The sequence below is a fragment of the Treponema sp. OMZ 798 genome, from assembly GCF_024181385.1.
In the GTDB taxonomy this organism is placed as follows: domain Bacteria; phylum Spirochaetota; class Spirochaetia; order Treponematales; family Treponemataceae; genus Treponema_B.
On record NZ_CP051305.1, the window covers coordinates 289,066 to 305,871 of the forward strand.

Below are 16,806 nucleotides of genomic sequence, written 5' to 3' on the forward strand. Positions count from 1 at the left end.
TAATTAAAAATAATTTCCTTAAGAGTATTGTAACATAAGTTTTGCCTTCATATCAATATGACTTGATAATTTTCATCTTATCAATTATAATTTTTATTATGGAATACACAAAATCGATTGCGGAATGTATCAAGGCTGTTGAAGTTGTAAATAGCTTTGGAAACGATAAGTCTCTTATAAATTCTACCGAATATGATTCACGCAAAGTCCGTCCTTGCGGCATTGATGATAAAACGCATCTTAAAAAAGGCACCGCCTTTTTTGCTCTTCCGGGCATTCATACCGACGGAAAAAAATTTATAAATTCTGCAATCGAAAACGGAGCCCTTTGTGTTTTTTATGAAGGAGATTTAGAAGTCTCTGATGCCGCAGATAAAACGGGTGCTTCAGCCATAGAGAAGGCCAAGGATGTTTGCTTTGTTCAGGTGAAGGATGTACGCAAGGCCATGTCCAAGGTTTCTGCCTTTCTTTATGATAAGCCTTCAAGTGCCCTAGGCGTAATCGGTATTACCGGAACCGAGGGGAAGAGCAGCACGGTTTCTTTTATTTTTCAGCTTTTAAACCTCTGCGGAAAAAAGACAGGCTTTTTCTCTACGGTCGAATACTCCATAGACGGAAAGGTAATTCCTAACCCTGAGCACCAGACTACTCCGGAATCAACCATTGTCCAGCTTCGCCTTGCACAAATGAGGGATTCAGGCTGCGGTTATGCTGTGGTAGAGTCTTCCTCACACGGCCTTTCACCTAGGACGGCTCGCCTTGAAGATGTGATCTTTGACGCAGGTGTTTTTATGAACGTAACTCAGGAGCACTTGGAATTCCACGGAACTATCGAGCAGTACCGCTATGACAAGGCCAATCTTTTTAGGGCCTTGGATAAAAATGAGGGTAAGGGTATGCCGATATTCGGGGTAGTAAACTATGAAGACCCTTCAGCTCCTTATTTTATGGAAGCAACCAAGAAGAATGTCTATCCTTTCAGTACTGAGCCTAAAGACCTAAAAAAGATTGAAGAATATGAAGGCCTTTTTGCAAAGGATATTGAAGAGTCGTCAAACGGAATTAAATTTACACTTTGCGATTTTTCTTCTAAAAAAGAATACGGGTGCGAATTAAAACTTGCCGGAATCTTTAACGTAAAAAATATTTTGGCCTCTATTTTGGCTGTTCAAAAAATTACCGGCCTCGATATCGAAACCATAATCGAAAAGCTCCCCCTTGTAAAACCCGTAAAGGGCAGGATGATGCTCATAGATGAGGGGCAGGATTTTGAGGTTCTTATAGACTATGCACACACTCCTTCTTCCTTTATGACGATTTTTCCTTCGATAAAGAGACGTATAGAAAAATCCGGCGGAAAGGTAATAAGCCTTTTCGGTTCCGGCGGAGAGCGTGACGTAAAGAAAAGACCGGAGCAGGGCAGGATAGCGGCTCTTTATTCCGACATCGTAATCCTTGCAGATGAAGACCCTCGCGGAGAAGACTCCGTTGAGCTTTTGGAAATGATAGCAGCAGGCTGTCCCGAAAAAAGGCGAGGCGAAGAACTCTTTATCATCCCCGATCGCCCCTCAGCCATCAAAAAAGCCTTCAGTCTTGCCGGCAAAAACGACGCAGTCCTCCTTCTGGGAAAGGGACATGAAAACTCCATCATCTTTAAGGATAGAACCATGCCCTACGATGAAGAAACAACGGCAAGGAAATTGTTAAAAGAAATGCTTGGAAAATAAGAGCCTAAATTTATTTGAAAGATACATATAAGCCTCATTTAAAGTTTTTCGATCGTTATATATGAAAATTATCATAATTATAAAATTTTAGACTTGACATTTACCAAAAATTAAGCCAAAATATAAAACAAGGGTTTAAAATCCGGTTTTTATAGGTGCCCATAAGCTATATAATGTGGGACATTTGAAATGGAATAGTTATGTAAATTTTATGGAGAGAATATAGTTGGGTGTTTTTATAGGTATTGATTTAGGAACAACTTCCTTAAAAATTATAGGTATCAATGAGAGTGCGGATCATCTTTTTACTGAATCGATACCTAATGTAGTAATTACAAAAGGGAGATGCAAAGAACTGGATATGGCTGTATTATGGAATAGCGTTTGCACCTTAATAAAAGATACCATTTTAAAACACAACCTTCAATCTAGAAATATCTTAGCTGTGGGAATTTGTGGTCAAGGTGAAGGCCTTTTTGCTTTAGATGCAAATAAAAAGCCTTTTCAAAATGCTATTTTATGGAATGATAACAGAGCAGCTTCTTTGGCAAATTCATTAAATGAAGATATTAAAATTAGAGAAAAAATAAAAAATATAACGGGTTCTTTTCCGTTTTCCGGTGCGACCGGTGTTTTGCTTACTTATTTAAAAACAACCAATCCTAAAAATTATAAAAATATTCAGTATGTTTTATTTTGTAAAGATTATATTAGATTTTGTTTAACAGGAAAAATATATACTGATTATACGGATGCTTCTACTTCTTTATTAAATTTAAAAACAAAAAATTATTCAGAAGAATTATTTTCCTTATTGGGTATCTCGGATATTATCGATAAATTACCGGAGTTAAAATCACCTTTTGATTTAGGCGGAACAGTAAGTCGGGAAGCTGCAAAGTTAACCGGTTTGTTGGAAGGTACTCCTGTGTCTGTAGGTATGTTGGATCTTGTTTCCGCATTTATGGGTAACGGAGCAAAGAACATTAATGATGTGAGTATTACTCTCGGTACTACAAGTTCAGCAGGTATAATATTAAATAATGACACGTCTTTAAACACTCTTGCAGGCTTTGAAATGCACTACATCGATTCTAAACTAATAGAAGTAATGGCTACTATGAGTGGGGCCGGTAATTTAAACTGGATAAAAAAAATATTTTTTACCGACACAGGCTGTGAAACAAATATTGACGATAAAACCTTTTTTGAATACTTGGATAAAAATATTCCGCTAATTCCGCCCGGGGCTTTGGGTGTAATGTATTTGCCTTTTATAAGTCAAGGCGGAGAAAGAATGCCTTTTAACAATCCTAACGCCAGAGCAAGTTTTGTAGGCTTATCACAAAATGTATCTATCAGTGTGATGATTCGCTCTGTTATGGAAGGAGTTGGTTTTTCTATTTTGGACTGTCTAAAACATTTAAGCGATTGGGATAAAATTAGTCAAGACAATAAAATCTTTCTTTCAGGAGGAGGAGCTTCAAGTGCTGTGTGGCCTCAAATTATATCCGATATATTAGGAAAAAATATAATGGTTATAGACGGAAAAGCTTTTTCTGCAAGAGGGGCTGCATATTCGGCTTTATATTGTTATTATAAAACGGCCCCTGATAAAACAAACCTTGTAGATTTTTCTACTTTTAAACTTTTCAAACCAAATATAGAAAATCATAAATTATATGAAAAAATGTATAATTTATACTACAAATTAAGATTATCGCAGGCTGAAATGTGGGATGAACTCAAACAAATAAGAGATATAAGCAAAAGCTTAATTACGGAGAAAGAACAATGAAAATATTGATAACTGCCGAATTAACGGAGCATGTAGTTAAAGAGCTTTCAACCTTAGGAACTGTAACAAAAGATGGATGGCAGACCGAGTTTAGAGTTTTTAATGAAGATGAAATGCAAAAAATAGTTGCCGGTTATGATATAATAATTACCAGTTATGATGAAATAACAAAAAAAGTTATAGATTCAGCCGATAAAACAAAAAATATAATTTGTACCAGAGCATCTCCTGTTAATGTGGATATTGCCTATGCAAATGCAAAAGGTATAAAAGTATCTTTTACCCCCGGAAGAAATTCCGATAGTGCAGCGGAGTATACAATTGCACTTATGATGACTATAGGCAGAAAAATTGCTCAGTCATATACTGCTTTAAAACGAGGCGAGTATACGAAAAAATCACAATCTGAAAAAAAACTTAAAGATGGATTAAAAGAAGATGTAACATGGGCTCTTAGTGCCGACACACCTTATGTTATTTTTAAGGGCAACCAATTATGCGGTAATACTTTGGGTATAATAGGTTACGGTGATATTGGGCGGAGAGTTTCTAAAATTGCTAATGCTATGGGAATGAAGGTTTTGGCTTATGATAAATACAGTAAAGCGGCGGATGGAATTGCGGAATTTGTTGATTTTGATTATTTACTAAAGCACAGTGATTTTATAAGTGTACATGTTAAACCTTCACCGGAAAACAAGCATTTTATAAATGCTGATGCTTTCAAACTTATGAAAAAAACAGCATATATCGTGAATACAGCCAGAGGCTCTTTGATTGACGAAAAAGCCTTGATAGAAGCTTTAAGAAATAAGGAAATTGCAGGAGCTGCTTTGGATGTATTTGAATCGGAACCTATTTCTGAAAAACATCCGTTTATTACTGAGTTAGATAATGTTCTTATAACGCCGCACTTGGGCGGTGCTACTTATGAAGCAATACAAAATCATAGTAAAATGGTGTTGGAAGAAGTAAAAAATATTCTAGACAATAGAAAACTCAGTTATGAATATAAATTATAAGGAGAGCCTTATGGAAAATTTAATACAAGAAAATTGGGACTTTAACACAAAAGCGGTGCATATAGGCAGCGAACCTTGTCCTTTAACGGGAGCCTTGGTTCCGCCAATATATCAAACATCAACCTACACTTACAAGGATACGGAGGAAGCCGGTAAGATTTTTTCCGGAGAGATATTTGGCTACCTTTACGGAAGAGACCACAGTCCAACCCAAATTCAATTGGAAGAAAAAATTGCCGCATTGGAAGGCGGAGAAGCTTGTAAAACTTTTGCTTCCGGAATGGCTGCAATTGCTGCTACTACTGTCGGATTATTAAAAGCCGGAGACCATGTAATTTGTAGTGATGTTGTATATGGAGGCTCTTACGGGTTATTTGAAAAAATATTTAGCAGATACAGTGTCGAGACAACATTTATGGATACCTCTAATTTGGAAAATGTCGAAAAGCAAATTAAAAAGAATACGGTCCTATTATATTTAGAAACTCCTGCTAATCCGACTTTAAGGCTTACAGATATAGAGCAGGCGGCAAAAATATGCAAGGCTCACAATATAACCTTGGTTGTAGACAATACATTTATGACTCCTTATTTTCAAAGACCATTAGAGTTAGGTGCAGATATAGTTGTGCATTCCGGAACCAAATATATGGGAGGACACGGGGACTTGATCGCCGGAGCTGTAATCGGTAAAAAAGATTTTATAACGAAAGGATTGCATGAGCCTGTAACAAAACTAGGCGGTCTTATTTCTCCTTTTACCGCATTTTTAATGAAGCGGGGTATTCAAACTTTACCTTTAAGAATGGACAGGCATAATAAAAATGCTATGGCGGTTGCAGAATTTTTAGAGGGGCATAAGGCAATAGAAAAGGTTATATATCCTGGATTAAAATCTTTTCCGCAACGAGAGCTTGCTTTAAAACAAATGAAGGGTTTTGGCGGTTTAATTTCTTTGGAAGTAAAAGGCGGTATTGAAGCAGGAAGGGCTTTTTGTGATAACTTAAAGATGATTCATTTAGCGGTAAGTCTTGGTGATGTCGGCTCCTTGGTACAACATCCTGCCAGTATGACACATAAATCTGTACCTCGTGAAACTCGTATTAAAAATGGAATTACCGATGGTCTAATCAGGCTATCCTGCGGGATAGAAGCAGTGGAGGACATTATAAAAGATATTGATAATGCTCTTTCAAAAATATAAGTCGGAGGATTAAAAGGAATGCAATTTTTAGAAGAGAGAAAAGAACTTGTTGAATACGGGAAAAAAGTCTTGGACATAGGACTTACAAAGGGAACCGGCGGTAATCTTAGTTTACGCGTAAAAAAGGATTTAATGCTGATTACGCCAACCGGAATTCCCTATCATGATACAAGACCTGAAGACATTGTTTTAATGGATCTCAACGGAAATGTTATTGAAGGAACTAAAAAACCTTCAAGTGAACATGGCATGCACTCCATTCTTTACAAGAATAGAGATGATATAGATGCGGTTCTTCACACCCATACAACCTATGCAGCGGCGGTTTCCTGCATGAATATGGACTTGCCCGCAGTGCATTATTTGGTTGCGATGGGCGGAGGAAAAAATGTTAGATGCGCCAAATATGCAACATTTGGTACGCCGCAATTGGCAAAAAACGCTTTGGAAGCCATGGAAAATAGGTATGCCTGCCTTTTGGCTAACCACGGAATGTTAGTGGGGGCAAAAGATATGCCTAACGCTATAAACATTACCGAGGAAATAGAATTTTGCTGTGAGCTTTATATGCGAACTCTTGCCAGCGGTACACCGGTTATATTATCTGATGAAGAGATGGAAGCTATGCTTGGTAAATTCAAAACTTATGGACAGGTTTAGAATTACAATGTGGATATTATAAATATTTTTATGTTTATAATTTAGTAAATATTAAGAGGAGAAAAAAATGAAAAAAGGTAATTTTTGGGGATTAACACCACTTATTGTGTTTTTGCTGATTTACTGCAGTACAGGTATTATTTCAGGTAAATTTGATAACATGCCATTGTTAGTTGCTTTTATGATAACAGCCGGCGTATCACTATTCTTAAACAAGAAAGATGAAAAGTTAAGCATTGACAAGAAAATAGATATATTTTCTAAAGGAGCGGGAGAGCCTACTTTGATGATTATGGTAATCATCTTTATCTTAGCAGGTGCATTCTATTCGATAGCCAACGCTTGCGGTGCAGTACAATCAACCGTAAACTTAGGGCTTAGTCTACTGCCGCCTAATATGTTACTTACAGGCTTATTTCTTATTGGATGTGTACTTAGTTTTTCTATGGGAACTTCAATGGGAACAATTAGTGCTCTGTGTCCAATTGCTATTGGTTTGGCAGAAAATACAACGCTATCGTTGCCGTTGGTTTGCGGTGTTGTAGTAGGAGGAGCGATGTTTGGCGATAACTTGTCATTCATTTCTGATACAACAATTGCTGCAACAAGAACCCAAGAAGTTTCAATGAAAGATAAGTTTAAGGTAAACGTTTTAATCGTCTTACCTGCTGTTATCATAACCGCTATAATTTTATTTTTTATAAAAGTTGAAGTAACGGGATTAGAAAGTTTTGAGTATTCATTAGTAAATATAATTCCTTATGTTTCAATTATTGTATTGGCTTTGATAGGATTAAATGTATTTTTTGTACTGGGTGCAGGTGTACTAATCGGTCTCGTAATCGGATATGCAAATGGCAGCTTTACATTTATAGAATCCTTGGCTTATCTGCAGCGAGGTATGGGCTGGATGGAAGATGTTGCCATTATTGCTATTGTAGTGGGCGGTGTTGTTGCTTTGATGGAGCACTTCGGAGGTATAGAGTGGTTATTGTCATCAATGAAGGCGAAGATAAAATCTAAAAAAACTGCTGAGTTGGGTATTGCCGCGTTAGTGAGTTTATTGGATATAGCAACTACAAATAATACTATTTCAATAATCACCGCAGGACCAATTGCAAAAGATATTTCGGATGAGTTCGAAATTGACCGAAAAAGAACAGCCGGTTTATTGGATATATTCTCATCAGGCTTTCAAGGTTTAATTCCTTACGGCGGACAGCTTTTAGTTGCCGGAGCTTTTGCTAAAATTTCGCCGGTTTCAATAGTGCCTTATGCTTGGTATCCGATGCTGATATTGTTAATGGGAATAATTTCAATTATTACCGGCTTTCCAAAAATTAAAACTGTTAACAAATAAATTGAACTTTTGAGGGGTATAGTAATGAAAAGAAATGATGAAAACTTAGCATTTATGCTGCAATATGAAAATGTTGCATGGTATGATAATGGAAAAGTAAAAGTCCTTGATAGAAGAGTATACCCCTCTGAGGTCAGATTTGAAGTGTGCTGTACTTATCAAGAAGTTTCCAAGGCAATAAAAGATATGGTTACACAAAGTGCAGGTCCCTATACCCTTTGCGGTATGGGGATGGCTCTTGCCGCCTATCAATGTAAGGACTTGCCAAAAGAAAAACAGTTAAAATTTTTAGAAGAAGCAGCCTTTGTTATATCTCATTCCAGACCGACTACCATAAACAGAATGACCCTTATAACTCAAGGCTGCTTAGCGGAACAAAAAAAAGCTTTGGAAAACGGATGTTCTGCTATAGATGCGGCATTTAATAGGACAGTACAATCGCTTGAAAGAAGATACGGAACTATGCAAACCATTGCAGAGCATCTAGTAAGCCTATTTCCCAAAACAAAAACAACGGTAATGACCCAATGTTTTGGAGAAACTATAGTCGGATGCATGGCAAGAGAAATAAAAAAACGCGGACTTAGTGTTAAATTCTTCGTACCGGAAACTCGTCCATATTTACAAGGCTCAAGGCTTACTGCAAGTGTACTTTATGATATGGGCTTTGAGGTTAAGGTTATCACCGATAATATGCCTGCATGGGTAATGGAAAATAATGGAGTAGATATTTTTACTTCTGCCGCCGATACAATATGCATGGATGGAAGTATTGTAAATAAAATAGGTACTTTACAAATTGCAACCATTGCAAAAACTTATGGTGTACCATACTTTGTAACAGGTATTCCAGATGCAGACAAAAAAAATAGAAATGATGTAGTTATTGAAGAGCGTGATAAAAACGAAGTTTTATGTTTTAGAGGAATGCAGGTTACAATGGAAGGGGTTGATGCCTTTTATCCTGCCTTTGATATTACGCCTCCGCATTTAGTAAGTGCAATTGTTACCGATAAAGGAGTTTTTGCACCATACGATTTAAACCGCTATTTAAAACAAGGCGTAAGTGTTTTTTATTAATTGTGTTATAATTAAACTAGGGAGTAGCTATGTATGATAAACATTTTTTATTGGACACAAATACGGTAAAAGAATATGTAAAAGAAAAAGTAAACTTTTTCGATAAAGGCGAACCGCTGTTTTCCGAAGAAATCGGAGACGGCAATATAAATTTTGTTTTTAGAATAAAAAGCAAAAAAACGGGGAAATCCCTTATTATAAAACAGGCGGACATTTTACTCAGGTCTTCCGGTAGACCCTTGGATATAGGCAGAAATAAAATTGAACACAGCATTCTAAAAATACAGGGTAAGTTCTGCCCCGAGTATGTTCCCAAGATATATTTTTATGATGAAAAAATGGCAGTAATAGCTATGGAAGATGTGGGCGAATATAAAAATATGAGAATGGAACTTCTTGCCGGGAAAAGCTTTCCGCTCTTTGTCGATGATATAACTAATTTTATGGTAGAAACTTTAATTTATACTACGGATATGGTCGGCGACAATAAAACTAAAAAGAAAAGAATGGCTTTATTTGTTAACCCCGATCTTTGCGAAATTTCCGAAGACCTTGTATTTACCGAGCCTTATATAAATTATAAAAACAGAAACATTGTCTATACAGGTATGGAAGACTTTGTACAAGAAGAACTATACGAAGATAAGAACTTATTGCTTGAAGTTGCAAAATTAAAATATGCCTTCATGACAGAAACTCAAGCTCTTATTCACGGAGACTTACATTCAGGCTCGATTTTTATAAACGAAAAAGGCATGAAAGTAATTGACCCCGAATTTGCTTTTTACGGCCCGATAGGTTATGATGTCGGTAATGTAATAGCTCATTTAATTTTATCTTATACTTATCATTATGTAAATCATACACAAGTTGATGAAGAATTTTTTAGCTGGATTGAAAAGGCAATCAATAAAATTCTGCCTGTTTTTTTGGAAAAGTTTGACAACCGTTATACTGCACTTGTAGAGGAGCCTGCTTTTAAAAATCCTGACTTTAAAAATTGGTTTATACAAAAAATAAAGAAAAACTCTCTTGCTACAGCAGGTTTGGAAATAATTAGACGGACAGTAGGCGATACAAAGGTAAAAGAAATAGAATTTACAACGGATAAAGCCGCGAGAATAAAAATGGAAAAAGCATTAATAAAATTATCTAAGAAAATGATCTTAGGCGGGACAATTGTAAATATTACCGATGAATTGAAAAATCTGTTAATGTTAATGGACTAAATTATGACCAAATAACCAAAAAAGGTGACACCTTTTTCTTTTATTCTAAAGATGGAGAAGGCAATTTAGTCATAAAAAAATAAATATCAATATTGAAGCTGACATAATAACTATTTATACCAACTAACGCTTTATTGTTAAAAATCCTTCTTCATCATAAACAGTTCCAATCTCAATATTACTAATTCTTTTGTTTCTAACCTCAACCAAAGAACCTGCTATAAACTTCCTTGATATTAGGGGTTTCCAAAGGGATGCCCCCTTTGGCAGCGCGAGTGGACAGTATGTCCGCCTCGGTTTTTAATCAGCCTCTTGTAAATAGGCGGAGCAGATTCAAGCCACGAACAAAAAACGCCCGCAAGCTTATTTTATAAGAACTTTTAAATTTAGCTCAAATCTTTTGTTTCTAACCTCAACCAAAGAAGATGTCAAAAATTTGGTTAAATATACGGGTTCTTAGCGATTGCAAGCCGGCGTAGCAATCCCAGCCCTAAGCGGTTCTTTTGAAGATAGGAGGGGTTATAGGGGAGGTACAACCAACGAAGTTTCGAGGTGAAGAAACTTTTATCCGAAAAAAGTGTCTTTCCTCCCCTAATTTACAAGAGTATAGACAAAAGCATAACATCCGAAGGCCTAATCCCCCTAATCCTGCTTGCTTGGCCTATGGTTTCGGGGCGGACTTCTTTTAGGCGGGTTCGGGATTCGGTAGAAAGGCCTGAGACGGCGTCATAGTCAAAATCGGGAGGAATCTTGGTGTTTTCCATACGCTTAACCTTGGCTATCTTCCTGTTTTGAACAGCTATGTAGTGCTCGTACCTTATTTCAAGCTCGGCCGATTCTAAAAGTTCTGCACTGTAAGTATGAGAGCTCTTATCTATTTCACTGATACATTCAAGGGACACTTGAGGGTCATGGAGAGCATCGGCAAGGCTCTTCCCTATATGGTTTTTAAGCTCAGGGTGCTCCGATGCAAGCTCCCTAGTAATTTTTATATCCTGCCAGCCGGAAATAATTTTTTCTCTCTGTAAAAGTTTTTCCTTTAGGCGGCCGGAAGCCTCCTTGGTTTGAAGGCCTATTTGGTAGGCCCTTTCTGTTAGCCTTTCATCGGCTGTGTCGTGCCTGAGGTTCAGCCTGTACTCCGCACGGGCGGTAAACATTCGGTAAGGTTCATCCACACCCTGGGTTACAAGGTCATCTATCATAACGCCTATATAGGCTTCATCCCTTTTGAGTACAAAGGGAACATATTTTTCATCCTTAAATTTTAGGGAGCGCGAAAAAAGGGCCGCGTTTATTCCGGCTATAATGCCCTGTCCTCCGGCCTCTTCATAGCCTGAGGTTCCGTTAATCTGCCCTGCCAAAAAAAGGCCTTCGATACGGCGGGTTTGAAGATCCGATGAAAGCTGAATGGGCGAAACATAGGCATAGTCTACGGCATAGGCAGGCCGTGTAATTATTACATCCTTAAAGCAGGGAATGGTTCTTATCATCCTGTCCTGAACATCTTCCGGGAGAGAAGAAGAAAGCCCGTTTATATAAAGCTCTTCCGTGTTTAAGCCCTCCGGTTCTATGTAGACATGATGGCGGTCCCTTTCGGGGAACTTTTTAATCTTATCTTCGATGGAAGGGCAGTAGCGGGCTCCTGTACCCGTTATTCGGCCTGAAAAAAGGGCTGCCCTGTGAAGGTTTTCCCTTATTATATCGTGGGTTTCGGTGTTTGTGTGGGTAATGTAACACTTTGCATAGGGCCTGTGTATTTCGGCATTTGCAAAAGAAAAGGGCCGCATAATCTCATCGGCCTCCTGCTCTTCCGTAAGGGAAGGGTCGAAGGATCGGCGGAGGATACGCATGGGTGTTCCCGTTTTAAGCCTTCCGACGGTAAAGCCTTTTTTTGCCAGGGCGGGGCCGAGGCCGAGGGCTGCCCGTTCTCCGAGCCTCCCGTCAGGGGATTCGTACTCGCCTATGTAGATCTTCCCTTCCATAAAGGTGCCTGTTGCAAGGACTACGGCCTTAGCTGAAAATTCCCGCCCTCTTTCCGTCTTTACATACTGAACGCTTCCCTTTTCTACATAGCCTGAAATGAGAGTATTTGAAGAAACTATGTCGATAACGGTGTCCTGGAAAACATGGAGGTTCTTTTCAAGCTCAATCGCGTGCTTTGCAAGTTGCGAATAAAGGAATTTATCGGCTTGAACTCGCGGAGCCTGTACTGCAGGGCCCCGGCTCTTGTTTAAAAGCCTGTACTGAATCATCGAGGCATCGGCGAGCTTTCCCATTTCGCCGCCAAGGGCGTCTATCTCGCGGACTATGTTCCCCTTGGAGATGCCGCCTATCGATGGATTGCATGAAAGGCGGCCTGCACTGTCAAGGGTCTGGGTAATGAGCAGGACTGCTTCCCCCATTCTGGCGGAAGCTAAGGCGGCTTCAATGCCTGCGTGTCCTGCTCCTACGACGATTACATCATAATCGGAAAATCTGTACATTTAACTCATCAATCTCTTAATTTATAAAGCTCTATTTATAAAACTCTGCAAAGGCCTTGGTAATGTACTCTTGATCTTCGGTGCCTCCAAGTTCGCGTACGGAATGCATACCGAGGATGGGGTTTCCTATATCGACGCTCTTTATGTTGAGGTTAGAAAGAGAAATCGGGCCTATGGTCGAGCCTCCTGCAACGTCAGAGCGGTTTACATAGTTTTGACATGGAACTCCTGCCCTCGCACAGATATCCTTAAAGATTCCGCCGGATATTCCGTCCGTTGTATAGCTCATGGAAGCGGCTACCTTAACGGCAGGTCCCTTGTTCATCAGGGGGAAGTTTGTAATATCGTTTTTCTCGGTATAGTTGGGATGAAGGGCATGGGCCTGATCTGCCGAAATCAAAAAGGACTTAGCCAAGGCTTTTTGCAATTCTTCAAAGGAATTTCCCTTTGAAGTTGCAGCTATTATTCTTTGTAAGGTGTCGTGGAGGAAGGGGCTGCCCGCTCCCTGGGCTGTCCTTGATCCGACCTCTTCGTTATCGAAGACGGCGGCAACCTGAACAAAGTTTGAAGGAAGGGCATCGCCTAGGGCATCTATTGAAGCACAGGCCATTCCGAGGTTGTCGATTCTTCCTACCGAAAAGAACTCGTTGTTGGCCCCTACAAAGCAGCCGGGCTGCCTGTCATAAAGGTAGAGGTCAAAGTCCAAAATCTTGTCCACACTTACGCCTGCTTCTTCGGCTATAAGGTTCATCAAAAAGCCCTTTTCTTCAAGCTTTTCGTTTATCAAAGCGATTAGGGGGAGGGTATCCTTTTGCTTGTTGAATTTATAGCCGTCGTTTACTTCCCTATTCATGTGAATGGCGAGGCTGGGAATTGTCAAAAGGTTTTTATCGAAGTTGATGAGTTTAACTTCGGGCTTTAAAAGATCATCCGTTTTTATTACAACCCTTCCTGCTGCCGAAAGGGGCCTGTCAAACCAGGTTGAAAGGATAACTCCTCCGTAGCCTTCGGTGTTGAGTTTTAAATAATGGTTGTTTACCTTAATTTCGGGATTGGGCTTTATGCGGAAGGTGGGAGAATCGCTGTGGCTTCCTACAATCCTAAAACCGTTTTCTGCATTACCTGACTTAGGCATCTGCCATGCAATCAAGGCACTTCCGTTATTTGTTACAAAATATCTTCCTTGAGGTTTTAGCTCAAAGGTGTCTTCTCTGTTTAAATGAACAAAGCCCTTTGCTTCTAAAAATTCACCTGCATTTTTGATTGCATGGTAAACTGAGGGGCTCTTGTCGATGAACTTCATCAATGCTTCCGCTTTTTTCATATATTTAGGCTCCTTAATTATTCTAATATATTGGTGTTGAGGATTATATCAAAATATGGAATTATAAGCAATATCAAATTTAAAACTTTATTCTAAGCTAATTTCTTGGGATATATGGATTTCTAATAAGGGTAATAGGTTCTCCGGTACCTAAAAAATTCATTTTTATTTCAAGATAGTCACTTTGGCGTTCTTTTTTCAAGTTTATGCGTGTAATAAGGAGCAGCTCACCGCTTCGTCCTACCGATAAAAACTTATTGATCGGATTTGCTAAAAGTTCATGTAAATTTGCATCCCCATTAAGGCTTAAAATAAAACCGCTGTTATTTTCATAGTCCAAAGCCGTATTGGAGAATGTCAGCCAATCATTTTCCCCTTTATTTCCTTGTTCCCGCACGAGATACATATTTTCCGGTATGTATTTTTTTCTCCACGAATTAAGAGTTCCCGGGTTTCCGTCTTTGTCATTGCTTTTTACGATAGAAAAACCGAATAAATCTTTTATTGTTTCTTCATTTACCTGTCTAAAGCCTGTTACTTTTACGGTATTTTGCCTTAATGCAAAATTTATATTATCTGTATCACCGATTATCTTGTTTGAAGCAACATAATAAGTTAATGATAAAGAGCCTTCATAATCATCAACTTCAATTCCTCCATTTCGAGGTTCTGAAATTCCTATATTGAGCCCGTCAAAAGTTAAATACTTATTCGGTTTTTTTTCAGTGTAAAGTTTTCGGTATTTTTCTATTGCCGAATCGTTAAATAATTCTTTGGGTGGCCTGCCCGTTACAACGGCGTTTGCATAAAATTCCGATGCAAAGCGGTGAGGATAAACTTTTACAACGTCATTACGTTTGTTTAATTCATTTAAGATATGAATATAAACATCATTTTCGCTAAAATACTTTACAGGCTGTAAAAACCCGGCCAGACTGAAAGTTTCTATTTCTTCTTTTTCCGTTTTATCCGTATCGGTTTTTAGCTTATATTTTATGTTAAAAATAGGTATAATTTTTAAAGCGGTATTATCTATTTTTTCAAGTTCGGCTGTCATGCTGTATGAATCATGCTCACCTAAAACTATTACCTCGTTTATGAGCCTGTTTCCTTTATGGAGCATAAAAGATAACCCGTCTTTAAAAAAGTTTTCGATATCTGCATTTGCTTTTTTAATATAGTCATCAATTAAAAGATTTTCTTCAATACCTGCGGTAAAATCCAAATCTTTTTTATAAACCGATTCGGGCGGATTAACATAAGGATGAGAAAAGCCGCTTATTCTCATTTTTTTGCTGAACGGTTTTTCTTTGTATGTTCCCTTTATATAAACCGTAAAGATCCCTTTTTTATCGTCATAGTTAAGAATTTTATTTTCTTCAAAAATAAAATTACCTATGGTTTTATTTGAGGCTTCTTTAATTTTTTTTGCAGCGGCTGAGGCGGTAATCTTTGTTTCGGTCAAGGAAAGGGCCGAAAAGAGATATTCTTCTTTTATGTCGATAAGCCCTTGAGGAGGGAGAGATTCTTTAAAGCCGCTGATTGTAAAGGTTCTGATTTTAGATCTTAGATGATTCTTTGTAAGATAAAAGGTGATTTCTACTTCTTTTTTTTGTGAATTATATTTTTTTGCAATGTATTGTATAGAATATTGTTTTTTATATCCCGATGCAATAAGCTTGTCTGTTGTAAGCTCATCAAAGCTTATTTTTTCGATATCCGGTATGCTTAATACTACCTTATCGGCTTCAATGTTTATAAGCTCTTGATCACTTAGGTTTTGCTCCGGAGCTTTAAATCCGCTTATAGTAAAAACCTTCGATACCGACTCCGTTCCGGCTTTTTTTAATGATACGGTAATGTAGACCTCTCTTTTTTCGCTGTCAGCTTCTATTTTTTCGTAATTTATTGCATAAACATTGGCATTAAAACCATAGGCCCTTATGTCTTCTTGCCTTAGCTCTCCTGCCGTTATGTTTTCTTTGTTTTTGATTTCAAGCACAACTTTTTTTAACTCGTTATTTATGTCTTCTTGTTTAGAAAGGGTTTTATGATCACAATTAGTTAAAAGTAAAAAAAGACTTAAACTTATTAAAATTATTTTTTTCATGAGATATCTCCTAAATTCCATATATGTTAATTAAAAACACGATACAAAGCAATAACTAGAACAAATTATGTGTAGATAAGGTTACTTTTAACGCAGTTTTTGAATGGTAGAAATGGCGAAGTTAAAGTGCCGAACGGCAAAGGGCAAGCGCCGAAGTTCAAATGTCGAGCTGCAATTTGCATTTTATACTTCGACATTTGAACTTTGTCCTTCGTCATTCGTACTTCATCTTTTAAATCAGTCCTGCGAAGCCTTCAAAGGCCATGGATAAGAGGGCTGCTGCTATAAAAAGAATGGGAGTTCCTTTTAAGAATTTCGGAACAGGGGCATTATCTATTCTCTGTCTTAAGCCTGCTAAAAGCAAAAGCGAGATCATAAAGCCGAAGGCCGAACCTGCAGCATGAATGAGGGCTTGTACAAAGGTGTAGCCTTCATCGATGGCGTCTATTGTAACTGCAAGAATGGCGCAGTTTGTAGTAATAAGGGCCAAGTATACACCCATCGAGCTGTAAAGAGCCGGGGCAGCTTTTTTTAGATAGAATTCTACCAGCTGAACCAAGCTTGCAATTACCAGGATAAAGATAAGGGTCTGAAGGAATTCAAGGTTCCCTATCAAGACGTAATTGTATATGGGATAGGTTACGGCTGTAGCCAAGAGGGTGACAAAGAGTACTGCCCAGCCCATGCCGACCGATTTTTTTACGTCGGATGACATTCCTATAAAGGGACAAAGGGCTAAAAAGCGCATTAAAACTACGTTTTTTACAAGGATCGCAGAAAGAAAAATACTAATTGTTTCAGGCATTTTT

At 38.2% G+C, this 16,806-nt stretch carries 12 protein-coding genes; 8 read left to right on the forward strand and 4 right to left on the reverse strand.

Annotated elements, in window-relative coordinates:
• Positions 1-98 precede the first annotated feature (98 nt).
• The 8 genes from E4O07_RS01430 (at position 99) to mtnK (ending at position 10,080) form a co-directional block, all read left to right on the forward strand.
• Positions 99-1,727 (forward strand): UDP-N-acetylmuramoyl-L-alanyl-D-glutamate--2,6-diaminopimelate ligase, encoded by a 1,629-nt coding sequence (locus E4O07_RS01430; protein WP_253686888.1) that lies wholly within the window; start codon positions 99-101, stop codon positions 1,725-1,727.
• Between the two features lie 226 nt (positions 1,728-1,953).
• Entirely contained in the window at positions 1,954-3,525 is a 1,572-nt protein-coding gene (locus E4O07_RS01435; RefSeq protein ID WP_253686889.1) for an FGGY-family carbohydrate kinase, read from the forward strand.
• On the forward strand, positions 3,522-4,547 hold the full coding sequence (locus E4O07_RS01440) for a 2-hydroxyacid dehydrogenase (protein WP_253686890.1): 1,026 nt from the start codon (positions 3,522-3,524) through the stop codon (positions 4,545-4,547). Before E4O07_RS01435 ends, E4O07_RS01440 begins: the two co-directional genes overlap by 4 nt.
• A 10-nt stretch (positions 4,548-4,557) precedes the next feature.
• Positions 4,558-5,751, forward strand: a complete 1,194-nt coding sequence (locus E4O07_RS01445; protein WP_253686891.1) for a trans-sulfuration enzyme family protein — start codon at positions 4,558-4,560, stop codon at positions 5,749-5,751.
• Positions 5,752-5,769: 18 nt separating this feature from the next.
• The gene (locus E4O07_RS01450; RefSeq protein WP_253686892.1) at positions 5,770-6,411 is read left to right on the forward strand and encodes an L-fuculose-phosphate aldolase; all 642 of its coding nucleotides are present in this window, start codon (positions 5,770-5,772) and stop codon (positions 6,409-6,411) included.
• Between the two features lie 67 nt (positions 6,412-6,478).
• The gene (locus E4O07_RS01455; protein ID WP_253686893.1) at positions 6,479-7,771 is read left to right on the forward strand and encodes a Na+/H+ antiporter NhaC family protein; all 1,293 of its coding nucleotides are present in this window, start codon (positions 6,479-6,481) and stop codon (positions 7,769-7,771) included.
• Between the two features lie 24 nt (positions 7,772-7,795).
• Entirely contained in the window at positions 7,796-8,851 is a 1,056-nt protein-coding gene (locus E4O07_RS01460; RefSeq protein WP_253686894.1) for an S-methyl-5-thioribose-1-phosphate isomerase, read from the forward strand.
• A gap of 29 nt (positions 8,852-8,880) precedes the next feature.
• On the forward strand, positions 8,881-10,080 hold the full coding sequence (gene mtnK, locus E4O07_RS01465; RefSeq protein WP_253686895.1) for an S-methyl-5-thioribose kinase: 1,200 nt from the start codon (positions 8,881-8,883) through the stop codon (positions 10,078-10,080).
• A gap of 596 nt (positions 10,081-10,676) precedes the next feature.
• On the opposite strand, the gene mnmG is transcribed toward mtnK, so the two are convergent.
• From mnmG to E4O07_RS01485, 4 genes are all read right to left on the reverse strand, one after another.
• Positions 10,677-12,563: a tRNA uridine-5-carboxymethylaminomethyl(34) synthesis enzyme MnmG gene (gene mnmG / locus E4O07_RS01470; protein WP_253686896.1), complete on the reverse strand. Its 1,887-nt coding sequence runs from the start codon at positions 12,561-12,563 to the stop codon at positions 10,677-10,679.
• A 31-nt stretch (positions 12,564-12,594) separates the two neighbouring features.
• A complete protein-coding gene (locus tag E4O07_RS01475; protein WP_253686897.1) occupies positions 12,595-13,887 on the reverse strand; it encodes a M18 family aminopeptidase in 1,293 nt (430 codons plus the stop codon).
• 97 nt (positions 13,888-13,984) lie between these two features.
• Positions 13,985-15,997, reverse strand: a complete 2,013-nt coding sequence (locus E4O07_RS01480; protein WP_253686898.1) for a lipoprotein 17-related variable surface protein — start codon at positions 15,995-15,997, stop codon at positions 13,985-13,987.
• A 232-nt stretch (positions 15,998-16,229) separates the two neighbouring features.
• Positions 16,230-16,802 carry an electron transport complex protein RnfA gene (locus E4O07_RS01485; protein ID WP_253686899.1) on the reverse strand — a complete coding sequence of 191 codons (573 nt, stop codon included), beginning with the start codon at positions 16,800-16,802 and terminating at the stop codon, positions 16,230-16,232.
• Between the last annotated feature and the right edge of the window lie 4 nt (positions 16,803-16,806).

Excerpts from the sequence above, each read along its gene's own strand:
- mnmG (WP_253686896.1), bottom strand. The coding sequence starts at position 12,563 with ATGTACAGATTTTCCGATTATGATGTAATCGTCGTAGGAGCAGGACAC.
- E4O07_RS01460 (WP_253686894.1), top strand. The coding sequence starts at position 7,796 with ATGAAAAGAAATGATGAAAACTTAGCATTTATGCTGCAATATGAAAAT.
- E4O07_RS01455 (WP_253686893.1), top strand. The coding sequence starts at position 6,479 with ATGAAAAAAGGTAATTTTTGGGGATTAACACCACTTATTGTGTTTTTG.
- E4O07_RS01485 (WP_253686899.1), bottom strand. The coding sequence starts at position 16,802 with ATGCCTGAAACAATTAGTATTTTTCTTTCTGCGATCCTTGTAAAAAAC.
- E4O07_RS01430 (WP_253686888.1), top strand. The coding sequence starts at position 99 with ATGGAATACACAAAATCGATTGCGGAATGTATCAAGGCTGTTGAAGTT.
- E4O07_RS01450 (WP_253686892.1), top strand. The coding sequence starts at position 5,770 with ATGCAATTTTTAGAAGAGAGAAAAGAACTTGTTGAATACGGGAAAAAA.
- mtnK (WP_253686895.1), top strand. The coding sequence starts at position 8,881 with ATGTATGATAAACATTTTTTATTGGACACAAATACGGTAAAAGAATAT.
- E4O07_RS01475 (WP_253686897.1), bottom strand. The coding sequence starts at position 13,887 with ATGAAAAAAGCGGAAGCATTGATGAAGTTCATCGACAAGAGCCCCTCA.
- E4O07_RS01480 (WP_253686898.1), bottom strand. The coding sequence starts at position 15,997 with ATGAAAAAAATAATTTTAATAAGTTTAAGTCTTTTTTTACTTTTAACT.
- E4O07_RS01440 (WP_253686890.1), top strand. The coding sequence starts at position 3,522 with ATGAAAATATTGATAACTGCCGAATTAACGGAGCATGTAGTTAAAGAG.
- E4O07_RS01445 (WP_253686891.1), top strand. The coding sequence starts at position 4,558 with ATGGAAAATTTAATACAAGAAAATTGGGACTTTAACACAAAAGCGGTG.